The 23,179-nt window shown below is 73.0% G+C and carries 16 protein-coding genes and 1 pseudogene; 6 read left to right on the top strand and 11 right to left on the bottom strand.

Annotated elements, in window-relative coordinates:
* Window positions 1–31: 31 nt before the first annotated feature.
* Entirely contained in the window at window positions 32–1,561 is a 1,530-nt protein-coding gene (gene eccB, locus ACGFYV_RS33775; RefSeq protein ID WP_393882344.1) for a type VII secretion protein EccB, read from the bottom strand.
* Window positions 1,562–1,911: 350 nt separating this feature from the next.
* Between eccB and eccE the strand changes: the two genes are divergently transcribed.
* The 3 genes from eccE (at window position 1,912) to ACGFYV_RS33760 (ending at window position 7,698) form a co-directional block, all read left to right on the top strand.
* Window positions 1,912–3,084: a type VII secretion protein EccE gene (gene eccE / locus ACGFYV_RS33770; protein WP_393882343.1), complete on the top strand. Its 1,173-nt coding sequence runs from the start codon at window positions 1,912–1,914 to the stop codon at window positions 3,082–3,084.
* 128 nt (window positions 3,085–3,212) lie between these two features.
* Complete coding sequence (locus ACGFYV_RS33765) at window positions 3,213–3,932, top strand: hypothetical protein (protein ID WP_393882342.1); 720 nt, start codon at window positions 3,213–3,215, stop codon at window positions 3,930–3,932.
* A gap of 361 nt (window positions 3,933–4,293) precedes the next feature.
* The gene (locus tag ACGFYV_RS33760; protein ID WP_393882341.1) at window positions 4,294–7,698 is read left to right on the top strand and encodes an SCO5717 family growth-regulating ATPase; all 3,405 of its coding nucleotides are present in this window, start codon (window positions 4,294–4,296) and stop codon (window positions 7,696–7,698) included.
* Between the two features lie 107 nt (window positions 7,699–7,805).
* On the opposite strand, the gene ACGFYV_RS33755 is transcribed toward ACGFYV_RS33760, so the two are convergent.
* From ACGFYV_RS33755 to rimP, 9 genes are all read right to left on the bottom strand, one after another.
* Complete coding sequence (locus ACGFYV_RS33755) at window positions 7,806–8,753, bottom strand: bifunctional riboflavin kinase/FAD synthetase (RefSeq protein ID WP_393882340.1); 948 nt, start codon at window positions 8,751–8,753, stop codon at window positions 7,806–7,808.
* A gap of 138 nt (window positions 8,754–8,891) precedes the next feature.
* Window positions 8,892–12,794 (bottom strand): trypsin-like peptidase domain-containing protein, encoded by a 3,903-nt coding sequence (locus tag ACGFYV_RS33750; RefSeq protein ID WP_393882339.1) that lies wholly within the window; start codon window positions 12,792–12,794, stop codon window positions 8,892–8,894.
* Window positions 12,795–13,474: 680 nt separating this feature from the next.
* Window positions 13,475–14,380 (bottom strand): tRNA pseudouridine(55) synthase TruB, encoded by a 906-nt coding sequence (gene truB / locus ACGFYV_RS33745; protein ID WP_393882338.1) that lies wholly within the window; start codon window positions 14,378–14,380, stop codon window positions 13,475–13,477.
* Complete coding sequence (gene rbfA / locus ACGFYV_RS33740) at window positions 14,377–14,838, bottom strand: 30S ribosome-binding factor RbfA (RefSeq protein ID WP_393882337.1); 462 nt, start codon at window positions 14,836–14,838, stop codon at window positions 14,377–14,379. The genes truB and rbfA overlap by 4 nt, the downstream gene beginning before the upstream one ends.
* 40 nt (window positions 14,839–14,878) lie before the next feature.
* Window positions 14,879–15,175 (bottom strand): DUF503 domain-containing protein, encoded by a 297-nt coding sequence (locus ACGFYV_RS33735; protein ID WP_393882336.1) that lies wholly within the window; start codon window positions 15,173–15,175, stop codon window positions 14,879–14,881.
* 198 nt (window positions 15,176–15,373) lie between these two features.
* Entirely contained in the window at window positions 15,374–18,463 is a 3,090-nt protein-coding gene (gene infB, locus ACGFYV_RS33730; protein WP_393882335.1) for a translation initiation factor IF-2, read from the bottom strand.
* A 146-nt stretch (window positions 18,464–18,609) separates the two neighbouring features.
* Window positions 18,610–18,906 (bottom strand): YlxR family protein, encoded by a 297-nt coding sequence (locus tag ACGFYV_RS33725; protein WP_393882334.1) that lies wholly within the window; start codon window positions 18,904–18,906, stop codon window positions 18,610–18,612.
* 243 nt (window positions 18,907–19,149) lie between these two features.
* Window positions 19,150–20,136 carry a transcription termination factor NusA gene (gene nusA / locus ACGFYV_RS33720; RefSeq protein WP_393882333.1) on the bottom strand — a complete coding sequence of 329 codons (987 nt, stop codon included), beginning with the start codon at window positions 20,134–20,136 and terminating at the stop codon, window positions 19,150–19,152.
* Window positions 20,137–20,138: 2 nt separating this feature from the next.
* On the bottom strand, window positions 20,139–20,657 hold the full coding sequence (rimP, locus tag ACGFYV_RS33715; RefSeq protein WP_393882332.1) for a ribosome maturation factor RimP: 519 nt from the start codon (window positions 20,655–20,657) through the stop codon (window positions 20,139–20,141).
* Window positions 20,658–20,962: 305 nt separating this feature from the next.
* Between rimP and ACGFYV_RS33710 the strand changes: the two genes are divergently transcribed.
* The 3 genes from ACGFYV_RS33710 (at window position 20,963) to ACGFYV_RS33700 (ending at window position 23,055) form a co-directional block, all read left to right on the top strand.
* Entirely contained in the window at window positions 20,963–21,520 is a 558-nt protein-coding gene (locus ACGFYV_RS33710) for a hypothetical protein (protein WP_393882331.1), read from the top strand.
* Complete coding sequence (locus tag ACGFYV_RS33705; protein WP_393882330.1) at window positions 21,517–22,026, top strand: ferritin-like domain-containing protein; 510 nt, start codon at window positions 21,517–21,519, stop codon at window positions 22,024–22,026. The genes ACGFYV_RS33710 and ACGFYV_RS33705 overlap by 4 nt, the downstream gene beginning before the upstream one ends.
* Window positions 22,027–22,146: 120 nt before the next feature.
* Window positions 22,147–23,055, top strand: a complete 909-nt coding sequence (locus ACGFYV_RS33700; protein WP_393882329.1) for an aminoglycoside phosphotransferase family protein — start codon at window positions 22,147–22,149, stop codon at window positions 23,053–23,055.
* Here ACGFYV_RS33700 and ACGFYV_RS33695 read toward each other — a convergent pair.
* A pseudogene (locus tag ACGFYV_RS33695) lies at window positions 23,052–23,179 on the bottom strand (IS630 family transposase); the annotation flags it as partial. The gene ACGFYV_RS33700 and the pseudogene ACGFYV_RS33695 sit on opposite strands and share 4 nt — an antisense overlap.

Genomic DNA, 23,179 nt, shown 5'->3' with positions numbered 1-23,179 from the left:
TCCTCTTCGTCATATCCGTGGAAAGAGGGGGTTACGAACCCTGCGGCTGCCGGGCACTGTTGGTGTCGAGCCGGGGGCCCTTGGCGAGGAGTTCGGACCACACCGCCGGAACCTTGGCGGGCCTGACGTTCTGGTATCCGAGCTTGACCTGGGCCTCGCTGGGCTCGGGGCTGCCGTCGGAGGTCTCCTTTCCGCCCGCGCCGATGTTCGACTTGCGGCTGTCGCTGTCCCCGTTGGCCTGGACGGCGTACCGCAGACCCGTGTCGGTGACGAGGAAGAGCGCTCCGGCGCCGGTCTCGGTGCCTTGGATCTGGGTGTAGAGCAGCCCTGTTCCTGGCGTCACGTAGGTGCTGGTGCCGTCAGCGGTGGCCTCGACCGGGTAAGCGGTGCCGGCCCAGGTGCTCAGTGTCGCGGCGGTGGCGGTGTCGCCGCTGACATCACGCAGCACGCTGCACACGGTGTCATGCGAGGACCTGGAGTCGACCGCGTTGACCTGCTGGGCACGTTGCTGGGGCCACTTGGCCGGCTGCCCGGCGAAGGGCTGGGGATCGGCGGTGAAGTCCTGCAGGCCGACTGTGCGGTCCTTGCCGTTCATGTTGAGGCCGGCGGTCTGAGGTGAGGATTTGAGCAGCCAAGCGGTGAACTCGCTGACGGGCTGCACCTTGCCGGGCAGGACCACGTAGTACTTGGTGCCGTCGCCGGTCTCGGTCCGCAGGACCATGCCGATCCGGTCCTCCGCCGCGGACAGTTGCCCTGGTACGTGTGCGCGTGAGCCGACTCCTGGGGGCAGCTGCGGGAACGCGATCGGATCACCCGGATGGAGGGTGGCGAGCCACTCCTTGGTGACGAGCTGAGGTTTACGGGTGCCCACGAGGGCGTTCGTCAGCGTGTCGGACTTGGTTCCGGTGACGGCGTACGAGGTTCCGTGCGCGTCGACGAGGAAACGCTCGCCGGTGCGTGTGGTGACGTAGAGGACGTCTCCTGCCTTCAGACGTCCAGAGCCTTCCGTCTTCGTAGCGTCGCGTCGGGCCAGAACGAACGTAGCCTGCTGCACGGTCTCGCCCTTGCCGCCGGGCTGGTCGCAGACGGCCCACCGTTTGAGCTTCCCGGCTTCGTCGGGCGAAGGCAGCCGGTCGGGGGCGTAGGGGATGCCGAGGATGGGGCCGCGCGGCAGTTTGCCAGAATCCAGAATCTTGTCGCTCACCTGAATGACCTGGTAATCGGCGTCGTTCATCAGCAGGCGGGCGGAGGCGAGATTGAGGACGGGATGAAGGCGGGAGGTCTTGCCCGTCTTGAGCACGACGTAACGGGTCGTCGACTGCTTTCCGACGATCACGCGGGTCCCCGGCTTGTCCCAGCCTGTGGGTGCGGTTGGCTGGAACATGCCCCATGCGCCGAACACGGCCAGTGTCATGGCTCCGGCCACCAAGCTGGGCACGACCGCCCGCAGCGGCTTGGGCGCCCCTTCCTCCGAACCAGATGGTGATGGCTGGATAAAGGCGGCAAGGGTGCGCCTCTTCGCGAACGTGTAAGCGTTGAGTTCGTCCCGCTGTGATGCCATTGGTGCCTGCTTCTCCCCGTGCTCGCGGCGGCGGGCGGCTGGTGCGCGTCGCGATGTCAGACCGGCCCCCTACTATGCATGGTGTCCGTGGGAACTGGTGGAGCGGGTAGGGTACCGGGGCCTTGGGCGGGGTCGAGCGCGATGCGCGGACCAGCGAATTGTGAGCGAAGCGGGGGGATTTGGTGACGGCTTCCGGTACGCGGGCGCGATCGCGTGGCCCGGTGAGGGGTGAGGCCTCCCGCGCTGCCGCCTCCGCGGCGGCCGGCGGGTCCGGTGGGGCCGCTCGCCAGGCGTCCGGTGGTGGTGCGTCGCACGTCAGGACGTCGCCTGGGCAGGGTGGGTCGTTCCGGATGCAACGACTCGTGCTGCTGGAGCTGGCGGTCGCCGTGCTGGTCGTCGGGTGGGTGATCGCCCCTTGGGCGATGATCGCCGCGGTGCCGGTCGCGGTGGGGCTCGTGGTGCTTGCGGTGGTGCGCCGTCGGGGGCGGTCGCTGCCCGAGTGGGCGGCTACGGCACGGCAGTTGAAGGCACGTCAGCGGCGCGCGGCCGCCACCCGTATCCCGCCGGGCACGGAGCCCGCGCTGGTGCCCGCGCTCGAGTGCGAGCCCGCGCTGCGGACGTACTCGTACGGGGGACGGGACCGGCGGCCGGTCGGGATGGCCGGGGACGGGACCTTTCTGACCGCCGTGCTGCAGGTGGAGGCCGACGCGACCGCGCTGCGGGCCGAGCGCGGCCGGCAGCCGCTGCCGCTCGGCCTGGTGCGGGACGCGCTGGAGGTGGACGGGATACGGCTGGAGTCGGCGCAGGTCGTGCTGCACACGCAGCCCGCGCCGGCGCTGCATCTGCCGCAGCAGTCCGTGGCCGTCGCCAACTACGTGCCGCTGCAGCAGCAGACGGGTGCCCCGGCGGTGCGTATCACCTGGATCGCGCTGAAACTCGATCCGGAGCTGTGCGCGGAGGCCGTCGCCGCGCGCGGGGGTGGGCTGCAGGGGGCGCAGAAGTGCGTGGTGCGGATCGCGGACCATCTCGCGAGCCGGCTGACCGGCGCGGGCTTCAGAGCCAGCGTGCTGGACGAGGAGGAGCTGATCGCCGCGCTCGCCACCTCCGCCTGCGCCAATCCCCTGGTCACCGCCGAGGCCGGGCGCGCCGAGACGCGGGAGCGGCGTACGGAGGAGTCGGGGCGCAGCTGGCGTTGCGACAACCGGCGGCACACGACGTACTGGGTCAGACGCTGGCCTCAACTGGGCGGCGCCCGGGGCGAGTCACTGCCCCAGTTCATCGCCCGGGTCACCGCGATCCCGGCACTGGCCACCACCTTCAGCCTCACCCTCGCGCGCGGCGAGCGGCAGGAGGTGTCGCTGTGCGGCCATCTGCGGGTGACCGGACGCAGCGACGACGAACTGGTCGCGGCGCGGCGCGCGCTGGAGGACGCGGCCCGGCAGGCCGGTGCCGGACTGGCCCGGCTGGACCGTGAGCAACTGCCGGGCATGCTGGCCACGTTGCCCCTGGGAGGTGCGCGGTGATTCCGACGACGCCAGCGGTCCCGGCCGGACCGGGCGCGGGTGGACCGGGCGCGGGTGGACCGGGCGCGGGTGGACCGGGCGCGGGTGGACCGGGCGCGGGTGGACCGGAGACGGCGGGGACGTCGCGGGTGCGGCGGGCCGGTGAGCGGTTGCGGCACGGGCTCGGGCTGATCGGGCCCCGGCACGGACGGCACTCGCTGCCCGCGGGACAACTGGACGCGCTCGCCCTACCCATCGGGGACGACGGTGTGGTCGCCGGCGTGGACGCCGAGGGGCAGCCGGCCGTGCTGGGCATCAACCGGCCCACTCCGTACGACGTCGTCCTGATCGGCGGTCTGTGGACCGCACAGGTGGTGGCGCTGCGGACGGCGGCGACGGGTGCGCGGGTGGCCGTGGAGACCGGTCGGCCGCAGGCCTGGATGCAGATGGTGCACGCCATGGGCGGCGGGCACAACGGACTCGCCGTGTACGACGTCGGGCGGGTGCCGCCCCAGGGCGCGTCGGCCGGTACGCCCGTTCTGGTGGTGCGGGACTGCGGCATGCGGCCGCCGCGCGGCCGGGTGGTGGGCGGACCGTGGCAGTCGGTGCTGACCCTGCTGCCGTATCTCAGCCCTGTCGCTCCCCGGCTGCTGCGCCAGGCGCGGCTCGCGGGCATCCAGCGGGTCTCGCCGGACGAGGCCGCGGAGCTGGGGCGCACGGTCGGGTTGTCCCGGACCGAGGTGGAGTCGCTGCCGACTCTGCCCGACGGCGTCACCCTGTGGTGTACGGACCGTGACCGGCAGTATGTGATGACCCAACCCACCGACGCCGAGATCGGATTGTTGGGGACCCCACGCCGGATGGACTGAACTGACCTTTCTTGTCCGGTTTGTTCGTCGAGCGGGCCGTCCGCGCGTGTCGGGAATTTGCCCCTTGTCCACCGTTTACTCCCCGATTGCCGTGGCAGAGGTCGGAGTTGACGGGAAGGGTACGAGCGGGGCGCGGGCACGTGGTCGGGTGACGAGAGGCGGGCGGCCCTGCCGAGGTGTTGCTTCCGGTGATTAGGCTGGGTAGGGGGCGCGATGCCAGAACCCGTGGACCGGGTGTCGGCGTCCTCAGGGGGAGAACCGGCGGATCGGCCTGCCCCGAACCGACTACGGACGACTTGAACGAACACGACTTGGTCGCCCCGGCACGCCATTCGGGTACGCGACCACACCAGGAGGAACTGTGAGCAGCGATCGGGACGGGATCCGCGGGGGCTGGGGCACACCCGACGATGACCAGCCCGACGCGGAGTCGGCCATCGAGACCACCGGCGAGTTCACCATCGACTACGCCCCGCCCGCCTGGTACACGCAGAACGCGTCCGGGGCCTCCGGGGCGACAGGGGCGGCCGGGGGTTCGCCCGCACCGGCCCCGGGGCCGAGCGGTTCCCCGGGTCCGGGTGAGGCTCAGGGTGTCGCCGGTGGCCCTTACGGTCCCGGTGCGGTCGGCGGGTCCGAGGGCGCGCCGGTTCCGTCGTTCCCGCCGCCCGCCTCCGTGCCGGGTCCGACGCCGCCACACGCGGCGCCGGTGTCCGGTGTGCCGGCGGCCGGTGTTCCGTTCTCCCCTCAGGCTCCGACTCCGCCCGCGCCCGCGGCGCCGACGCCCGGCATGCCTTTCGCCCCGCAGGCGCCCGCGCCGGCTCCGGTCCCCGGTACGGCCGCGCCGTACGCTCCGCCGGCGCCGCCGGTCGGCAACTCCGCTCCGGTGCCGAACCTGCCGGCCGGCTTCGAGCCGCAGCAGGGACAGCAGGCGCCTCAGCCGTCGTTCCCGCAGCAGGCGCCGCCGGTACCGGTCGCTCCGGTGACTCCGTCCGCCCCTGCCCCCGCCACCGCTCACGAGGCCGAGGTCGAGGTGGGCAACGGCGATCTGGAGAGCGGGGCGACCATGCGGTTCTCCGCCGTCGCCCTGAAGCGGGAGATCGCCGAGATCTCGGAGCGCGCCGCCGCCGAGCTGCGGGCCACCGAGCCCGCGCGCGGGGGCTCCCGGGAGGGTGCCGGTTCGGCGGAGGAGGAAGGCGGGGAAGGAAAGGGCGACGAGGGGTCTGACGAGGGGTTCACCGTCGGCGCGCCTGTCGCTGAGGGCGAGGCCGATGCCGGGACTGATGTCGATGCGGTGGCTTCGTCGTCGGTCGGCTCCGCTGCGGCCGGCTCCGGGACGAGCGCCGAGAAGGACGACTTCGCGCAGGAGCGTTCCGAGGACGCCGGTGGCGAGAGCGACGCGGCCGAGGAGGCCGAGGTGGCGGGCGCCGACGCGGAGGCTTTCGCCACGTCCGCCGAGGAGCAGGACTGGGTCGAGGGTGACGACTTCCCCGAGGCCTCGGGTGCCACTGCGTCCGAGAGCAGCGCCTTCCCTGAGGACGGCGTCTCGTTCCGAACCGCGACGACGGGGTCGGGCCCGGGGGAGTCCACGTACACGGTGTCACCGGAACCGCAGGACGCGGCCCCCGCGGCAGCCCCCGCTCCCCGAGACGCCGCTCTCCGGGACTCCGCTCCTCAGGACGCCGTTCAGCAGGACGCCGCGCTCCAGGACGCCGTTTCGCAGGACGCCGCGCTCCAGGACGCCGTCCCGCATGACGCCGCGCCCCAGGACGCCGTCCCGCCCGCTCCGGCCGCGCCCCACAGCGCACCGGCTCCCTGGTCTCCCCCGCCGGTGCCGCAGGACGGGATGCCCCCGCTGCCGCCGTCGTACCATCCCGCCGCCCCCGCCGCAGCCGCCCAGTGGCCCGTGCAGCCCGCGCCGCAGCAGCCGGGCCCGGTGCCCGGTCAGCCGCAGCCCGCGGCGGCGCAGGGTCACGCGGGCGTGCCCGGACAGCCGGCGCCGTTCCAGCCCCAGCCGCCGCAGCCCGCCCCGGCCGCCTGGAACCAGCCCGGCCAGCCCGGTCAGCCCGGCGCACCCGCTCATGCCGCCCCTGCCCCTGCCCCCGGCCCGTTCGCGGCCTCCGGGCCGGCGCAGCAGCCCCCCGCCGGACCCACCCCGCCGAGCGGTTACGGCTTCCCGCAGCCCCCGGCGGCCCAGCAGGTTCCGGGCAACCCCAACGCGCAGGCCGGTTACGGCTTTCCGCAGCCCGGCGTGCCCAACTCGCAGGGCCAGCCCGGTGGGTACGGTTTCCCGCAGCCCGGCGTCCCCAACCCCCAGGCGCAGCCCGGTGGTTACGGCTTCCCGCAGCCGGGTCAGCAGCCGCTGGCCCCGCAGGGACCCGAGGCCGCCGTACAGGCCGCTGCCCAGGCGGCTGCCCAGGCCGGCGGGGCTCCGGGCCAGCAGGGTGCGCAGCCGTCCGTCGACCCGCGGCTCGGTGCCGCGTGGCCGCAGCCCATGCAGCACGACCAGCGGCAGATGACCAACCCGGGGGCGGCGCCGCTGGGTTACACCGCGGCCGTGGAGCTGTCCTCGGACCGGCTGCTCAACAACAAGAAGCAGAAGGCGAAGAGCGGTCGGCCCACCGCCGCGTCGTCCCGGTTCAAGCTGGGCGGGAAGAAGGAGGAGGCCGAGCGGCAGCGGAAGCTGGACCTGATCCGCACGCCGGTGCTGTCCTGCTACCGGATCGCGGTGATCAGCCTCAAGGGCGGTGTCGGCAAGACGACCACCACCACCGCGCTCGGCTCCACCCTCGCCATCGAGCGGCAGGACAAGATCCTCGCCATCGACGCGAACCCGGACGCCGGCACGCTCGGCCGCCGGGTGCGCCGCGAGACCGGAGCGACCATCCGTGACCTGGTCCAGGCGATCCCGTACCTGAACTCGTACATGGACATCCGGCGGTTCACGTCCCAGGCGCCCTCCGGTCTGGAGATCATCGCCAACGACGTCGACCCGGCCGTCTCGACCACGTTCAACGACGAGGACTACCGGCGCGCGATCGAGGTGCTCGGCAACCAGTACCCGGTCATCCTCACCGACTCCGGCACCGGGCTGCTGTACAGCGCGATGCGCGGGGTGCTGGACCTCGCCGACCAGCTCATCATCATCTCCACGCCGTCGGTGGACGGTGCGAGCAGCGCCAGTACGACGCTGGACTGGCTGTCCGCGCACGGGTACGCCGACCTCGTCTCCCGGTCGATCACGGTCATCTCCGGGGTCCGCGAGACCGGAAAGATGATCAAGGTCGAGGACATCGTGTCGCACTTCGAGACGCGCTGCCGTGGCGTGGTCGTGGTGCCGTTCGACGAGCACCTGGCCGCCGGTGCCGAGGTCGACCTCGACATGATGCGGCCGAAGGTGCGAGAGGCCTACTTCAACCTCGCGGCGATGGTCGCCGAGGACTTCGTACGGCACCAGCAGATGCACGGGCTGTGGACGAGCGACGGCAACCCGCCGCCGATGGCCGCCCCGCCGATGCCCGGCCAGGCCATGCCCGGCCAGCCGATGCCGGGACAGCCCTATCCGCAGGGCGCTCCCGGTCAGCCCATGCCGGGGCAGCCCTATCCGCAGGCCGCTCCCGGGCAACCCGTGGCGGGTCAGCCCTACCCTGGTCAGCCCGTGCCGGGGCAGCCGTATCCGCAGGCCGCTCCCGACCAGCAGCAGCCGTATCCACAGCAGCCCGGTTACCCGCAGCCGGGATACCCGCAGCCCGGACAGGGCCCGCAGTAGGCAGGAGAGGGACGGTACGACGAAGGGCGGCCGGTGCTCACCGCACCGGCCGCCCTTCGCGTTCCGCTGTTCGTCTTCGCGTCCCGCTGTTCGTGCGGGGCCGGGAGCTACGCCTGCGCCGCCACGATCTGGCGGCACCGCTCCACGTCCTCGGCGATCTGCTCCAGCAGGGCCTCCAGCGAGTCGAACTTCGCCTGGCCGCGTACGAACGCCAGGAAGTCGACGGCGACGTGCAGGCCGTACAGGTCCAGGCCGACGCGGTCGATGGCGTAAGCCTCCACCGTGCGCTCGGTGCCGTCGAACTGCGGGTTCGTGCCCACGGAGATCGCGGCCGGCATGGCCTCGCCCTCGACGTGGAGGTAACCGGCGTAGACGCCGTCGGCGGGGACGCAGGTGTGCGGCAGGGTCTCGACGTTCGCCGTCGGGAAGCCCATCTCGCGGCCACGCTGGGCGCCGCGTACGACGATGCCCTCGACGCGGTGCGGGCGGCCCAGGATCTCCCGGGCGCCGACCACGTCACCCTCGGCGACGAGGCGCCGGGTCAGAGTGGAGGAGAACGGCTGTCCGCCGCCCGCGTCCCCGGTGACGTACAGGTCGACGACCTCGACCTCGAAGTCGTAGACCTTGCCCTGTTCGGTGAGGAACTCCACGTTGCCGGCCGCGCGGTGGCCGAAGCGGAAGTTCGGGCCCTCGACGACGGCTTTGGCGTGCAGCTTGTCGACCAGGACCTTGACCACGAAGTCGGCCGGCGACAGCTTGGAGAACTCGGAGGTGAAGGGGAGGACGAGCACCGCGTCCACGCCCAGCTCCGCCATCAGCTCGGCCCGGCGGTGGTGCGGGGCCAGCAGCGGCGGGTGACTGCCGGGGCGCACGACCTCGCTGGGGTGCGGGTCGAAACTGACCCCGACGGTCGGGACGCCCAGCTGGCGGGCGCGGTCGACGGCATGCTTGATGATCAGCTGGTGGCCGCGGTGGACGCCGTCGTAGGAACCGATGGTGACGACGCTGCGCCCCCAGTCCTGCGGGATGTCCTCCAAGCCACGCCAGCGCTGCACTGTGACCGCTCCTCGAACCTGTGTCCGTGTCTACCGTTGACCTCTTGTGCAGGTCTAAGGGTGCCATGCCACGTGCCGTCGGCCCGCATCGGCATGGTGGCTGTGACCGGGCGCACGTTCGCGCGGGGGTCCCAGGCCTCACGCCGGTACGCGGATTCCCGCGAGGTTCTCGATCGTGCGGCGGGTGCTGGGGCCCACGACGACGGCCCAGTCGTCCGGGGTGTCGGTCAGCCAGCGGGCCACCCGTGCGGCGAAGCCGGGCACGTGGCGGGCCAGGTCGACCAGGCCGCGGTCGAAACGGGTGGCGCCCTCGGGAGTGCGGACGAGAAGCAGACCGGTGCGGTGCACGAGCCCGCGCATCTCGTCGTCCCGACGCGCATGCCCATCGGACCCCTCACCATCGGACTCCTCACCATCGGCCCCCTCACCATCGGCCCCCTCACCATCGGCCCCCTCACCATCGGACTCCTCACCATCGGACTCCTCGTGGGACGCCTCAACGGCGGTGTGCAGCAGCGCGACAAGAACGGCCGGGTCCCTCTCCTCTGTGAGCAGGAGTTCCAGCAGTTCGCGGCGCAGCGGTTGGGAGGCGGGGGAACCGGAGGCGCCCAGCACGGTGGCGAGGGCCGCGCGGACCTGCCCCGAGCCGCCGTCGAGCAGGCCGGTGACCAGGGGCAACAGCACGGGACGGGCGGTGGGGCCACGGCCGAGGAGCCGGTCGACGTACACGGCCACGTGTCCGGCCGTCTCGGGCCGGACCGCGACGGTCTCCCGGACCAGGGCGGTGGCCCGGCGGGCGAGCGCCGGGTCGATGACATCGGCGAGCGCCGGGGCGGTGGCGTCGGCGAGCGCCGGGGCGGTGGCGTCGGCGAGCGCACGCAGCGTTTCCGTCGGGTCGAGGCTGACGCTCAGGCGGGTACGGAAGGCGTCCAGGACCGGTGCGGAGTGGGTGGTCAGGGCGGTGACCAGGGCGTCCGGGGGGATCTGTGGATCGCCGTCGGAGAAGCGGCGCAGTGCCTCGTCCAGGTACTGGTCGCGGGCGTCCGGGTCGCGGACCAGGAGGCCGAGGGCGCCGCCGTGCAGGGTGCGGTCGGCAGGGCGGGCGAGCACGGCCTGGGCGGCGTAGCGCAGCAGCGCGCGGTCGGCCGTCGAGCGGGCGTGCGGGGCGGCGCGCAGGCCGAAAGCGACGGCCGCGGCGCGGCGGGCGGGGCGTTCGTCGTGCGCCCAGCGGTCGACGGCCCGGCACACGGCCGAGGGCTCGTCCTCGGCGAGCACGGCGAGCAGCTCGTCGGCCCTGCGGTGCGCGCTGTCCAGCAGTACCTCGGTGAGGTCGTCCAGGGCGCCGCGCCGGTGCGTGTGCAGCAGCGCCTGCGCGGCGGTCGCCACGGTGGCGTGCGGGGTCGCCGGCAACGCCCGCTCGTCCGCGAACCAGCGCGCGAGCTGCGCCTGCACGGCCGCGGGATCGGCCACCAGCAGCCGGGCGACGGCATCGAGATACCGCTCACCCGCCGGCTCGGCGGCACGACGTCCGTCACTCCCTGGCTCCACGGCACGACGTCCGTCGCCGAGGGGCCCGAGGGGCTCGGCGGCCCGGTCGGCAGGGCTCCCCTCCCCCGGGCCCATCGGCGCCTCGTCCGCCAGGATCAGGCGTTGCAGCAGGTCGAGGCGTTCGGCGACCGGGAGGGGCACGGTGGTCCAGAAGGCGGGCGCGAAGTCGGACGGTACAGGGCGGCCGGTGCGGCGCCAGGTGACGATGCGGTCGGCCAGGAGGCGCAGCACCTCGCGGTAGGGCGTCGCCTCCGGTACCTCCAGCAGGGTCCGGGACAGCAGGCGGGCGGCCCACCAGGAGGCGGGGTCCAGGTCCAGGACGTCGGTCAACTCACGGAGCCGGAAGGAGAGTTGACGGGTTCCGGACTCGCGTCCGAGGAGCAGCAGGGCCTGGACGACCGGGCCCGCGCGATGGTGCGGCACGGGCAGCGGTGGCGCTCCTTGCGGGGTGCGGGGGCGATGGACCAGGGCGTGCAGGGCCTCGTCCAGGTCGAGGTGCATGCCCTGGAGCCAGTCGGCCAGTTCCTCGTACGCGAAGCGGTAGCCGTCACCCGCCGGGACCAGGAGGCCCTCGGCGAGTACGGCCGACGCCCAGCCGGTGCCACCGCCCGGCGCGGCCGGGGCGGGCCCCCACGGGAACACCGCCTCGAACGACTCCCGGTCCAGCGAACCCTGCCCGGGGCCGAGGCTGCGCCGGGCGGCCTCGTGCACCTGCCCCGCAACCCGGGCCGCGAGCCGCCGTACGGCCGTCCCGCGCAGGCCGTCGGCGGCGGCGAGGCGGACCGCGACGCGCAGGCACATCAGGTCGAGGTGGGCGGTGAAGACGTCGTGCCGGTCCAGGGCTCGGACCGCCGGCGACTCCGGCGACTCCGAGCATTCCGGGAACTCAGTGGATTCCGGGGACTCCGGGGACTCCAGGAGAGCCGCGCAGACCTCGGAGAGGAGACGCAGGGTGAGCGGGTGCCGGGCGTCGCGCTCGGTGAGCATGCCGTCCGGGATGCCGTACCGGGAGCGGGCCCGGCGTGCCTCCTCCGGAGTGAGGTCGGCCAGCCGTACACAGGGCGGGAGCGGGGCGACGTCGTCCGCCGGCCTGTGGAGCAGGTCCGCGGGGAACTCGGCGCCGACACGCTCCCAGTACTCCTCCCGGCAGGCCACCACCAACTGCGCCCCGCTCCCGCGCAGCCACTCGGCAGTCCCGTCCGACCACTCGGACAACCGGTGGGCGAGGGCGGGCGGCATCTCCTCGGGACCGTCGAGGAGCAGCAGCAGGGGGCGGCCGGCTCGTCCGGCGAGACGGGCCACCCGCTCGGGCGTGAGGTCGCCGAGGTCTACGGGACCAGCGGGACCGGCAGGACCGGCGAGGTCGGCCGCATCCCCCGTACCGGCATGCCCCTCGACGCCCGCACCACCCCCCGCACCACGCGACGCCGTCACGACCCGTGCCGCTCGCTCAAGAGCCCGCTGGGCGGCGTCGGCCACGGAGTTGTCGGCGTCCCGCAGATCCGCGCCGCGCAGCCACAGCGTGGGGGCCGGCCGTTCACCCCGGTCGCGGCGGGCGGCGAGGGCCGCGAGTTCGGTCGTACGACCGCTGCCCGGGGCGCCGACGAGACCGAGCAGGGAGCGGGGGCCATCGCTGAAGATCGTCAACTCCCTTGCGACGACGACACGTTCGACCGGCGCCCCGACCCCGACCCCGATCCCCATCCCGACCCCGCCTCCGTCGGAGTGCCCTGTGAGGGCGCCCGGTGGGCCGTCCTGGGCCACGGAGGTGGCCATCAGTTCCAGGACACCGGCGAGGTTGAGGTCGGCGCCGTAGGCGGGCACGGTGGCCTCGTTGCGGGCGAGCAGGTCGGTGAGGGCGCGTTCGGCGGCCGAGCACGCGTCGGCGGCGGCCCTGGCGGGAACGGGTGCCGGGGTGCGCAGCGGTACCGCGAAGCCCGCGTCCCGCTGGGCGGTGTGCAGGGCGGTGCCGAGTACTCCGAGGACCGCGCCGGTCCGCGCGTCCAGCACCGGTCCGCCGGCCGTGCCGCCGCCGAGCCGGAGCGCGTCCCGGCCCGCCGTGCCGATCGCCAACTCCAGGGCGTCGTCGAGGAGATGGAAGCGGTCCGTGGCGGTGTACGTCACCTGGGTCGAGGACAGCACCCGTGCCTCGCGCCAGCAGCCCGCGGCGATCCTGACGTACGTACCGGCCTCGATCCGGTCCCGCACGCTCAGGGCGAGCGGCTCCACGCCCAGCCCCTCGGTGCGGATGAGGGCCAGTCCGCGCGCGGGAAGCGGGACGACGGCCTCCGCCCCGACCACGCACGTGCGCTCCCCGGCCGCGTGCAGCACCACCTGGGCCAGGCCGTCGACGGCCTCGTGGCTGGTGAGGAGGGTTCCGTGGTGGTCGGCGAGAAAGCCGACGCCACGGGGACGGCCGGCCAGATCACGGATCTGGACGAGCACACCCGCACCCGTACCCGTCCTCGCACCCGCCCCCATGCCCATGCCCATGCCCGTGCCAGCACCAGCACCAGCACCAGCACCAGCACCAGCACCAGCACCAGCACCAGCACCAGCACCAGCACCAGCACCCCAACTGCCGTACGCGTGACGCGTAGCGCCCCTCGGTGTTCGGTGACCGCTTTCGGGTCGTCGGCCTCGTCCCGTCATCGCCGCGCCTCCCCGCCCGTGCACCCGCGCCCTCCCCTTCGACGGTAGGCGCGCGGTGATCAGCGGGACAGGTGGCGAGGTGAAAGCGCCCCCCTCCGCTCCCCCGGTTCACTCCGAGCGCCTGCCCGGACGGGTGAATAGGCGGGGGCGTCCCGACACACGCTAGGGGTGGGGGAACCGAGGGGGGACCGTGGAGCGGCGGCAACGGCAGTCACCCGTGGCCGCCGCTCCACGGGCAGGCACCTGCGGAGCGGGGACCGGATCACGGTCGGCCGGTGATCCAGACCAGCCGAGAACCCGGACCACCCAAGGACCCGGACCACCCAAGGACCCGGACCACCCGAGAATCCGGACCACCCGAGAATCCGGACCAGCCGAGAATCCGGACCAGCCACGTACCCGGACCACCCAAGAATCCGGACCAGCCACGTACCCGGACCACCCGAGAATCCGGACCAGCCAAGAACCCAGACCACCCAAGAACCCAGACCACCCAAGAACCCGGCCAGCCAGGACCCAGCTCAGCCGAAGACAGCCAAGCTCTTCGCCTTGCCCTTGTGCTCCTCGACGAGCGCGAGGAAGCGGCCCTCGGGGTCGAACACCGCGACCGCGCCGACGCCCGCGTACGCGTCCGGCATCTCCAGGCGCACGCCGTTGGTGAGCAGCCGGGCGCGCTTGGCGTCCACGTCCCAGCGCGGGAACGCGGCCGCGGCCGCCTCGGCGATCGGCATCACGCTCAGGTCCTGCTGGAGCTGGTCGAGCGTCTTCGCCAGGTCCAGCTTGTACGGGCCGACGCGCGTCCTGCGCAGCGCCGTGAGGTGACCGCCGACGCCCAGGTCGGCGCCCAGGTCGCGGGCGAGGGCGCGGATGTAGGTGCCGGAGGAGCAGACCACGGAGACGACCAGGTCGAGCACCGGGGTGCCGTCCTCGGCGACGGCGTCGCGGACGTCGTACACCGTGAAGGAGGAGATGCGCACCGGGCGGGCGGGGATCTCGAAGTCCTCGCCCTCGCGGGCCCGCTTGTAGGAGCGCACGCCGTCGATCTTGATGGCGCTGACCTTGGACGGTACCTGCATGATGTCGCCGGTCAGCTTGGCGATGCCGGCGTCGATCGCGTCCCGGGTCACCTTGGAGGCGTCGGTGGAGGAGGTGATCTCCCCCTCGGCGTCGTCCGTAAGCGTGTTCTGCCCGAGGCGGACGGTGCCCAGGTACTCCTTCTCCGTGAGGGCGAGGTGCCCGAGGAGCTTGGTGGCCTTCTCCAGGCCGAGGACGAGGACGCCGGTCGCCATGGGGTCGAGGGTGCCGGCGTGGCCGACGCGGCGGGTCCGGGCGATCCCGCGCATCTTGGCGACCACGTCGTGCGAGGTGAAGCCCGACGGCTTGTCGACGATGACGAGGCCGTCGGGCGGGGTGGGCTTGCTGGTCATTCGGCGGCGTCGTCCGTCTCGTCCGTCCCGTCCTCGGAGTCCGGCTTCTTGTACGGGTCCGCCTCGCCGGCGTACGCGGCGCCCGCGGACGCCTCGCGCACCGCCGCGTCGGACTGCCGGGCCCGGTCGAGGAGGTCCTCGATGGTCCGGGCGGTGTCCGGCAGGGCGTCCGCGACGAAGGTGAGGGTCGGCGTGAACTTCACACCGGCCGCGCGGCCGACCTCGGAGCGCAGGATGCCCTTGGCGCTCTCCAGGCCCGCGGCCGCGGCCTTGCGCTCCTCGTCGTCGCCGTAGACCGTGTAGAAGACGGTCGCCTCCCGCAGGTCACCCGTGACGCGGGTGTCCGTGATGGTGACGTGCGAGCCGAGCCGCGGGTCCTTGATCCCGCGCTGCAGCTTCTGGGCCACCACCTCTCGGATGAGGTCCGCCAGCCTTTTCGCCCGCGCGTTGTCGGCCACTGGTCCGTCTCCCGTTCTTTCTTCTTCTTGCGTTCTGTGGTCAGTCGTCGTCGTCGCCGTGGAAGCGCCGTCGTACGGACAGCAGTTCCACCTCGGGGCGGCCTGCGACCAGCCGCTCGCACCGGTCGAGTAGGTCGGTGAGATGTGCCGCGTCTCCGGAGACCGCCGCGAGGCCGATGATCGCCCGCCGGTGGAGGTCCATGTGGTCCACCTCGGCCGCGCTCACCGCGTACTTCCGCTGGAGTTCGGCGACGATCGGGCGGACGACGGAGCGTTTCTCCTTCAGCGAGTGGACGTCGCCGAGGAGGAGGTCGAAGGACAGAGTCCCCACGTACATGTGTGTGACCGGTTCACCCGCCGGTACGGGATCGGTGGCCCCGGGTCCGTATGGCCGGGGACACCAAGAACGGTACCGCGTGCCCGCCGGTGCCTCGACAGGGTTTCCGCGTCACCGCGGGGTGCGGAAAGGCCCGCTGGCCGGCGGGACCGAAGTCCCGCCGGCCGGCGTCACGCACCCTGGGTCATCCGTGGGTCATCACACCCGCGGCTTCTCCCGCATCTCGTACGTCGCGATGACGTCGTCGACCTTGATGTCGTTGAAGTTGCCGAGGTTGATACCGCCCTCGAACCCTTCGCGGATCTCGGTGACGTCGTCCTTGAAGCGACGCAGGCCCTCGATGTTGAGGTTCTCCGCGACGACCTTGCCGTCGCGGATGAGGCGCGCCTTGGTGTTGCGCTTGACCTCGCCCGACCGGATGAGCACACCGGCGATGTTGCCCAGCTTGGACGACTTGAAGACCTCGCGGATCTCCGCCGTACCGAGCTCGACCTCTTCGTACTCCGGCTTGAGCATGCCCTTGAGGGCCGCCTCGATCTCCTCGATCGCCTGGTAGATGACCGAGTAGTACCGGACGTCCACACCCTCGCGCTCGGCCATCTGCGCCGCGCGGCCGGCCGCGCGGACGTTGAAGCCGATCACGATGGCGTCGGAGCCCATCGCCAGGTCGATGTCGGACTCCGTGACCGCACCGACACCGCGGTGCAGGACGCGGATGTCGACCTCTTCGCCGACGTCCAGCTGGAGCAGGGACGACTCGAGCGCCTCGACGGAACCGGAAGCGTCACCCTTGATGATCAGGTTCAGCTGCTGGACCTCGCCGGCCTTGAGCACCTTGTCCAGGTCCTCGAGGGAGACACGGCGCGTGCGCTTGGCGAACGCGGCGTTGCGCTCGCGGGCGGCGCGCTTCTCGGCGATCTGACGGGCCGTACGGTCCTCGTCGACCACCAGGAAGTTGTCGCCCGCACCCGGGACGTTGGTCAGGCCCAGGACCTGGACCGGCGTCGACGGGCCGGCCTCGGCGACGTTGTTGCCGTTGTCGTCGAGCATGGCGCGCACGCGGCCGTAGGCGTCGCCCACGACCATCGTGTCGCCGACCCGCAGCGTGCCTCGCTGGACGAGGACCGTCGCCACGGCACCACGGCCGCGGTCGAGACGGGACTCGATCGAGATGCCCTGCGCGTCCTGGGCCGGGTTGGCCCGCAGGTCGAGCGAGGCGTCGGCCGTGAGGACCACGGCCTCCAGCAGCGAGTCGATGTGCAGACCCTGCTTGGCGGAGATGTCGACGAACATGGTGTCGCCGCCGTACTCCTCGGCCACCAGGCCGTACTCGGTCAGCTGACCGCGCACCTTGGTCGGGTCGGCACCCTCGACGTCGATCTTGTTGACCGCGACGACGATCGGGACGTCGGCCGCCTTGGCGTGGTTGAGCGCCTCGACCGTCTGCGGCATGACGCCGTCGTTGGCCGCGACGACCAGGATCGCGATGTCGGTCGACTTCGCACCACGGGCACGCATGGCGGTGAACGCCTCGTGACCCGGGGTGTCGATGAAGGTGATCTTGCGCTCTTCGTCGTTGACCTCGGTCGAGACCTGGTAGGCACCGATGTGCTGGGTGATGCCGCCGGCCTCGCCCGCGATGACGTTCGTCTTGCGGATGGCGTCGAGCAGCCGGGTCTTACCGTGGTCGACGTGGCCCATGACGGTGACGACCGGCGGACGGACCACGAGGTCCTCCTCGCCGCCCTCGTCCTCGCCGAACTCGATGTCGAAGGACTCGAGCAGCTCGCGGTCCTCCTCCTCGGGGCTGACGATCTGAACCTCGTAGTTCATCTCGCCCGCGAGGAGCAGCAGGGTCTCGTCGGAGACCGACTGCGTGGCCGTGACCATCTCGCCGAGGTTCATCATGACCGCGACGAGCGACGCCGGGTTGGCGTTGATCTTCTCCGCGAAGTCCGTGAGCGACGCGCCGCGGGAGAGGCGGATGGCCTCGCCGTTGCCGCGCGGCAGCATCACGCCGCCGACGCTCGGGGCCTGCATGGCCTCGTACTCCTGGCGCCTCTGCCGCTTCGACTTGCGGCCACGACGCGCGGGACCACCGGGACGGCCGAAGGCGCCCTGCGTGCCACCACGGCCACCGGGACCACCGGGACGGCCACCGAAGCCGGGACGGCCACCGCCGCCGGCACCGGGACCACCGGGACGACCGGCGAAGCCGCCGCCGCCACCACCGGCACCGGGAGCACCGGGACGACCGGCGAAGCCGCCGCCACCGCCGCCACCCGGACGACCGGCGAAGCCGCCGCCACCGGGACGACCGCCGCCGCCACCGGGGCGACCGCCGCCACCGGGACCACGGCCACCGGGGCCACCGCCGCCGGGACGCGGGCCGGCAGCGGGACGCTGCGGCATCATGCCGGGGTTCGGACGCGGACCGGCCGGGCCGGGACGCGGACCGCCCTGCGGACGGGGCATGCCGCCGGGCGTCGGACGCTGACCGCCCGGAGCCTGGGGACGCGGACCGCCGCCCTGCGCGCCGGGCGCCTGCGGACGGGGACCGGCGCCGGGGGCACCGGGACCGCCGTGGCCGCCGTGGCCGCCGCCGGGACGCGGGCCACCGCCCTGCGGACGGGGCGACTGCGGGCGGGCCATGCCGGTGGAGCCACCGGAGGTGAAGGGGTTGTTACCCGGGCGCGGGCCGGCCGGACGGGCACCGGGACGCGGGGCCTGACCACCGGGACGGGGGGCACCCTGGCCCGGACGGGCCTGGCCCTGACCGCCCGCGGCCGGACGGCCACCGGGCTTCGGAGCACCGGGACGGGCGCCACCGGGACGCGGACCCTGCGCGGCGGGAGCCTGCGGTGCCTGCGCGGCCGGCGGAGCGGTGAACTCCGGGGCGGCCGGGGCGGGGCGCGGCGCGGGCTTGGGGCCCGGGACCGGACGCGGGCCCGACGTGGGGGTCAGCGGGGCCGACGGAGTCGTGGGCGCCGCCGCGGGGGCGGGCTGCGCAGCCGTCGGAGGCTTGGGCGCCGGCTTCGGGGCAGCCGGACGAGCCGCCTGCGCCGGAGAGGGCGCGGCGGGCTTGGGGGTCGCCTTGCGGGGGGCGGGCTTGCCGGCGGACTTGCCGGAACCGCCCTGGAAGGCGTCGGTCAGCTTACGTACTACGGGCGCTTCGATGGTCGAAGACGCCGAACGGACGAATTCACCGAGTTCCTGGAGCTTGGCCATGACGACCTTGCTCTCGACACCGAACTCCTTGGCGAGTTCGTAGACCCGGACCTTAGCCACTTCGCTCCTTTGAGGTCCGGGTGAAGCCGGACCGCCGCTAGTTCATGGGCGTACTCATCGCGTACTCATCGAGTGCTCATCGCAATCTCGACCTGCTTTCGACTCGCGAGGTACCAGGCCGTACGGGGGGTTCCGTACGACGCGTCCTACGGTGCTGCCTGCTCGGCAACTGTCGTCTGCTCGACGTATCGGCGCAACGCCTTTGTGTCGAGCGCTCCCGGGGCGCGCAGTGCCCTCGTGAACGCCCGGCGGCGTACCGCCTGGTCGAGACAGACCGGCGCCGGGTGTACATAGGCACCCCGGCCGGGCAGCGTACCGCGCGGATCGGGGACGCACTCGTCCTCGATCTTCACGATCCGCAGTAGCTCGTCCTTGGCCGCCCGCTCCCGGCACCCCACACAGGTGCGTTCAGGGCATGATCCCGCGTGCGTCCGGCCAGACACCGTTAAGTCTACCTCCCCGTACCGACCTCACCCGTTCAGGGCAAAGATCGAACAGTTGCCGCGCGTGTACCTGTCGTGATCCGAGCGGTCGGCGGCCGGGATCGTTCCCCGACCGCCTCCCAGTCGTTTCCCGGCCGTTTCCCAGCCGTTTCCCGGTCGGCTCGGTTGCTCCCGGCCCACCCGGTTACCCCCGGCCTGCCTGGTCACCCCCGGACCGGCCCGGTTGTTCCCGGACCTGCCCGGTTACTCCCCGGCCTGCTCGGTGTCGGGGCGGATGTCGATCCGCCAGCCGGTGAGCCGGGCGGCGAGGCGGGCGTTCTGGCCTTCCTTGCCGATCGCCAGCGACAGCTGGTAGTCCGGCACGGTCACCCGGGCGGACCTGGAGGCGAGGTCGACGACCTCCACCTTGCTCACCCGTGCGGGTGACAGCGCGTTCGCCACCATCTCGGCCGGGTCGTCCGACCAGTCGACGATGTCGATCTTCTCGCCGTTCAGCTCGCCCATCACGTTGCGCACCCGGCCGCCCATCGGGCCGATGCACGCGCCCTTGGCGTTCAGGCCCGTACGGGTGGACCGTACGGCGATCTTGGTGCGGTGGCCGGCCTCGCGGGCGATCGCCGCGATCTCCACCGAGCCGTCCGCGATCTCCGGCACCTCCAGGGCGAAGAGCTTCTTCACCAGGTTCGGGTGCGTACGGGAGAGGGTCACGGAGGGACCGCGCACGCCCTTGGCCACCCGGACGACGTAACTGCGCAGCCGCATGCCGTGCGGGTACGTCTCGCCGGGGACCTGCTCCTGCACGGGCAGGATGGCCTCCAGCTTGCCGATGTCGACGAGCACGTTCTTCGGGTCGCGGCCCTGCTGGACCACGCCGGTGACGATGTCACCCTCACGGCCCGCGTACTCGCCGAGCGTCGCGTCGTCCTCCGCGTCGCGCAGCCGCTGCAGGATCACCTGCTTGGCGGTGGTGGCCGCGATCCGGCCGAACCCGGACGGGGTGTCGTCGAACTCGCGGGGCTCCTGCCCCTCCTCCAGGTCCTCCGGGTCCTCCTTCGCCCACACGGTCACATGCCCGGTCTCCCGGTTGAGCTCCACGCGCGCGTGACGGCGGCTTCCCTCGGTGCGGTGGTAGGCGATGAGGAGGGCCGACTCGATCGCTTCGACCAGCAGGTCGAAGGAGATCTCCTTCTCCCGAACCAAGCCCCGCAGGGCGCTCATGTCGATGTCCACGGCTACGCCTCCTCCTCTTCCTTCATGTCCTTCGTGTCCTTGGTGTCCTTGCGGTTGAACTCGACCTGCACGCGCGCCTTGGCGATCTCCGGGAAGCCGAGCCTGCGGCTCGTCGCCTTGCGGCCCTTCACGCCGGGCACCTCAAGGTCCAGGCCCTCGTCGTCCACGTCCAGGATGCGCGCGACCAGCTCGCCGCCCTCGGTCAGCTGGAACTTCACGAGCCGGTCCACGGCGCGCGCGAAGTGCCGGTGCTCGGTGAGGGCGCGCTCCGCGCCGGGGGTGCCGACCTCCAGGTCGTACGCGGCGTCGCCCATCGCGTTGGTCTCGTCGAGCTTCGCCGAGAGCGCGCGGCTCACATCGGCGATGGCGTCCAGATCCGCTCCGGTGTCGGAGTCGACCACCACGCGCAGCACCCGCTTGCGTCCGACCGCGTCCACGGCGATCTCTTCGAGATCCAGCCCCTGGGAGGTGACGAGCGGTTCCAGCAGCTCTCGCAGCCTCTCGCTCTGGGTGGTGCTCATCCGGGTGACTCCTCGGCCGCGTGTGCTGTTGTGGGATGGGTCGCGTGTCTGGTCAAAGGGTATCCGGTCGCGGAGAGTGTTGCGTCCTGCCTCCGGCGGTGCGGCGGGTGACACAGCCGCGCGCCGGCACGGCCCCGCGTCCCTTCAGGCGGGCCTGCCGAGCCGGTGTCGGGGGTGGAGGGCGAGCGCGGGTACCGTGATCACGGGCGAGCCGCCCCCGGTCTTCCCTACGCCCGGTCTTCCCTACGCCCGGTCTTCCCTACGCCCGGTCTTCCCTTCGTACGAGTGCCCCGAGGACGTCTGCCGTGCCGTACCCACCGCCGCCGCGCACCCCCTCAGGGCCGCGCAGAAGATCCCTGCTCGCCTCGGCCGCCGGGGCCGCCCTGCTGATGGGCTGCTCCGGTCCCGACTCCGGGGACGGCGGCGGCAGTTCGTCGGTGTCCGCCCGGACACGCGCGCGTGCGGCGGGGGACAGTGCCGGCCTGCTCTCGCGGTACGACGCCGTGCTGGGCGCCCATCCCGCGCTGGCGGGGCGGCTGCGGCCGCTGCGCACCGAGGTGGCTGCCCATGTGAAGGCGTTCGGCGGCGGCACGGCCACCGGGTCGCCTTCCCCCAAGGCCTCCTCCAATGCGACCTCCAAGACCTCTGCCCCGGCCTCCGGCACGGCCTCGCCGTCGTCGGCGCCGACCGTGCCCACGACCGCGAAGGACGCGCTCGCCTCGCTCGCCTCCGCCGAGCGCGCCCTCGCCGACCGCAGGGCGAAGGACCTGCTGGAGGTGCCGGGCGAACTGGCGCGCCTGATGGCGTCGGTGGCGGCGGCCGGGGCCGCGCACGCGTACCTGCTGACCGAGGGGGCCCGGTGAGCGGCGGCGACGAGGCCGGGAAGGCCGAACTGACCGCCCTGCAGGCGGCGCTGGCGGCCGAGCACGCGGCGGTGTACGGGTACGGCGTTGTCGGCGGCCGGATCGACGGGCCGCGGCGCGCCGATGCCCGGTCCGCCTACGACGCGCACCGGGCCCGCCGGGACGCGCTGATGCGCGAGGTCCGTGACCTGGGCGGCGAACCGGTGGCCTCCAACGCCGCCTACGCGCTGCCGTTCCCGGTGGCGGACCCCGCCTCCGCGGTACGGCTCGCCGCCGAACTGGAGGAGCGGGTCGCCGGGGTGTACTCGGACCTGGTGCGGGCCACGACCGGCGCGCGGCGGGCTTCGGCGGCCGGTGCGCTGCGGGAGTCAGCGGTGCGGGCGGTGCGCTGGAGCGGGGGGAGCGTAGCCTTCCCTGGGCTCGCCGAGCGAGCCGGCGACACGGCCGGACGGGCCGGCGCCACCGGTTCGACGGTCCCGAAGGGGGCCGCGTCAACGACGGCGTGACGCCGGACAGCATCCGTACGGCGCTGCCCGTACAGCGGATCCAGGAGGGTCCAGGCGGATCCAGGTGGATCCAGGAGGAGCGGATCCAGGAGGGTCCAGGAGGAAAGGAACGACTCGCGCATGGCTTTCGAACCGCCGCGGCGCCTGGTGCGGGCGATCGGGGAGACGGCACCGGCCGGCGACGACTGGCTGGCGAGGCTGCCCGGTACGGCCGAACGGGCCGTCGTCCGGCGCGAGTTGACCGTGGAACGGGTGCAGCTGCCGGGCGGGCGCAGCAGCCTGGTGGTGCTGGTGCGACGTGCGGACGACACCCCGGCCGTGCTGAAGCTGGCCCCGGCCCGTGCCCGGCCGGAGAGCGAGCGGGCGGCGCTGGCGCACTGGGGCGGCCTGGGTGCCGTACAGCTGCTGGACGCGGAGCCCGAGGACACCGCCGAGGGGGTGCTGCTGCTGGAGCGGCTGCATCCCGACGTCTCGGTGCGGTCGCTGCCCGAGGCCAAGGCGCTGCTGGAGGCGGCGGGCACCCTGCGGCGGTTGTGGGTCGAGCCGCCCGGCGACCACACCTTCGAGACGGTGGCGGAGCGCACCGGCCGGCAGGCCGAGGCGATGCGGGCGGGCGGGCGGAGCGAGCCCGAGGCGGCGGCGCTGGTGGACGCGGCGCTCGCGGCCCGCACCGAGCTGCTGGCATCGCCGCCCGAACACCGCTTGCTGCACGGCACGTTCCGGCAGAGCAAGGTGCTCGCCGGGGAGCGGATCCCGTGGCTGGCCGTGGGACCGGATCCGGTGGTCGGCGAGTGCGCGTTCGACCTGGCACGGCTGGTACGAGACCGGGTGGAGGACCTGATCGCGACGCCGTCCGGGCCGGTCACCACCCGGCGCCGGATCAAACGCCTCGCCGAGTCCCTGGAGGTGGACCAGGAGCGGCTGCGCGGCTGGACGCTGTTCCGTGCGGTGGAGTCCGGGGTACGGGCACGCAGAGTGGGCCGCGAACAGGACGCTGAGCTGCTGCTGGAGTTCGCGAGCTGGCTCTAGTGTTCTGAGTCGGGAATTCTGTTCAGATAACTGGCGAGGCGTTCGAGGATCTCGTCCGCGGTCTTCGTCCAGACGTAGGGCTTCGGGTCGGTGTTCCAGGCGGCGATCCAGCTGCGGATGTCCT

It is taken from the genome of Streptomyces sp. NPDC048297 (assembly GCF_043201585.1).
Classification (GTDB): Bacteria; Actinomycetota; Actinomycetes; order Streptomycetales; family Streptomycetaceae; genus Streptomyces.
Note: the sequence above shows the minus strand (reverse complement) of the source record. Positions and strands in the feature narration are given on the sequence as shown.

Bases quoted from the DNA above. Each gene is read 5' to 3' on its own strand.
- rimP (WP_393882332.1), bottom strand. From the start codon at position 20,657: ATGAGCACCACCCAGAGCGAGAGGCTGCGAGAGCTGCTGGAACCGCTC.
- truB (WP_393882338.1), bottom strand. From the start codon at position 14,380: ATGACCAGCAAGCCCACCCCGCCCGACGGCCTCGTCATCGTCGACAAG.
- ACGFYV_RS33735 (WP_393882336.1), bottom strand. From the start codon at position 15,175: ATGTACGTGGGGACTCTGTCCTTCGACCTCCTCCTCGGCGACGTCCAC.
- eccB (WP_393882344.1), bottom strand. From the start codon at position 1,561: ATGGCATCACAGCGGGACGAACTCAACGCTTACACGTTCGCGAAGAGG.
- ACGFYV_RS33750 (WP_393882339.1), bottom strand. From the start codon at position 12,794: ATGGGCATGGGCATGGGGGCGGGTGCGAGGACGGGTACGGGTGCGGGT.
- eccE (WP_393882343.1), top strand. From the start codon at position 1,912: ATGCAACGACTCGTGCTGCTGGAGCTGGCGGTCGCCGTGCTGGTCGTC.
- ACGFYV_RS33700 (WP_393882329.1), top strand. From the start codon at position 22,147: ATGGCTTTCGAACCGCCGCGGCGCCTGGTGCGGGCGATCGGGGAGACG.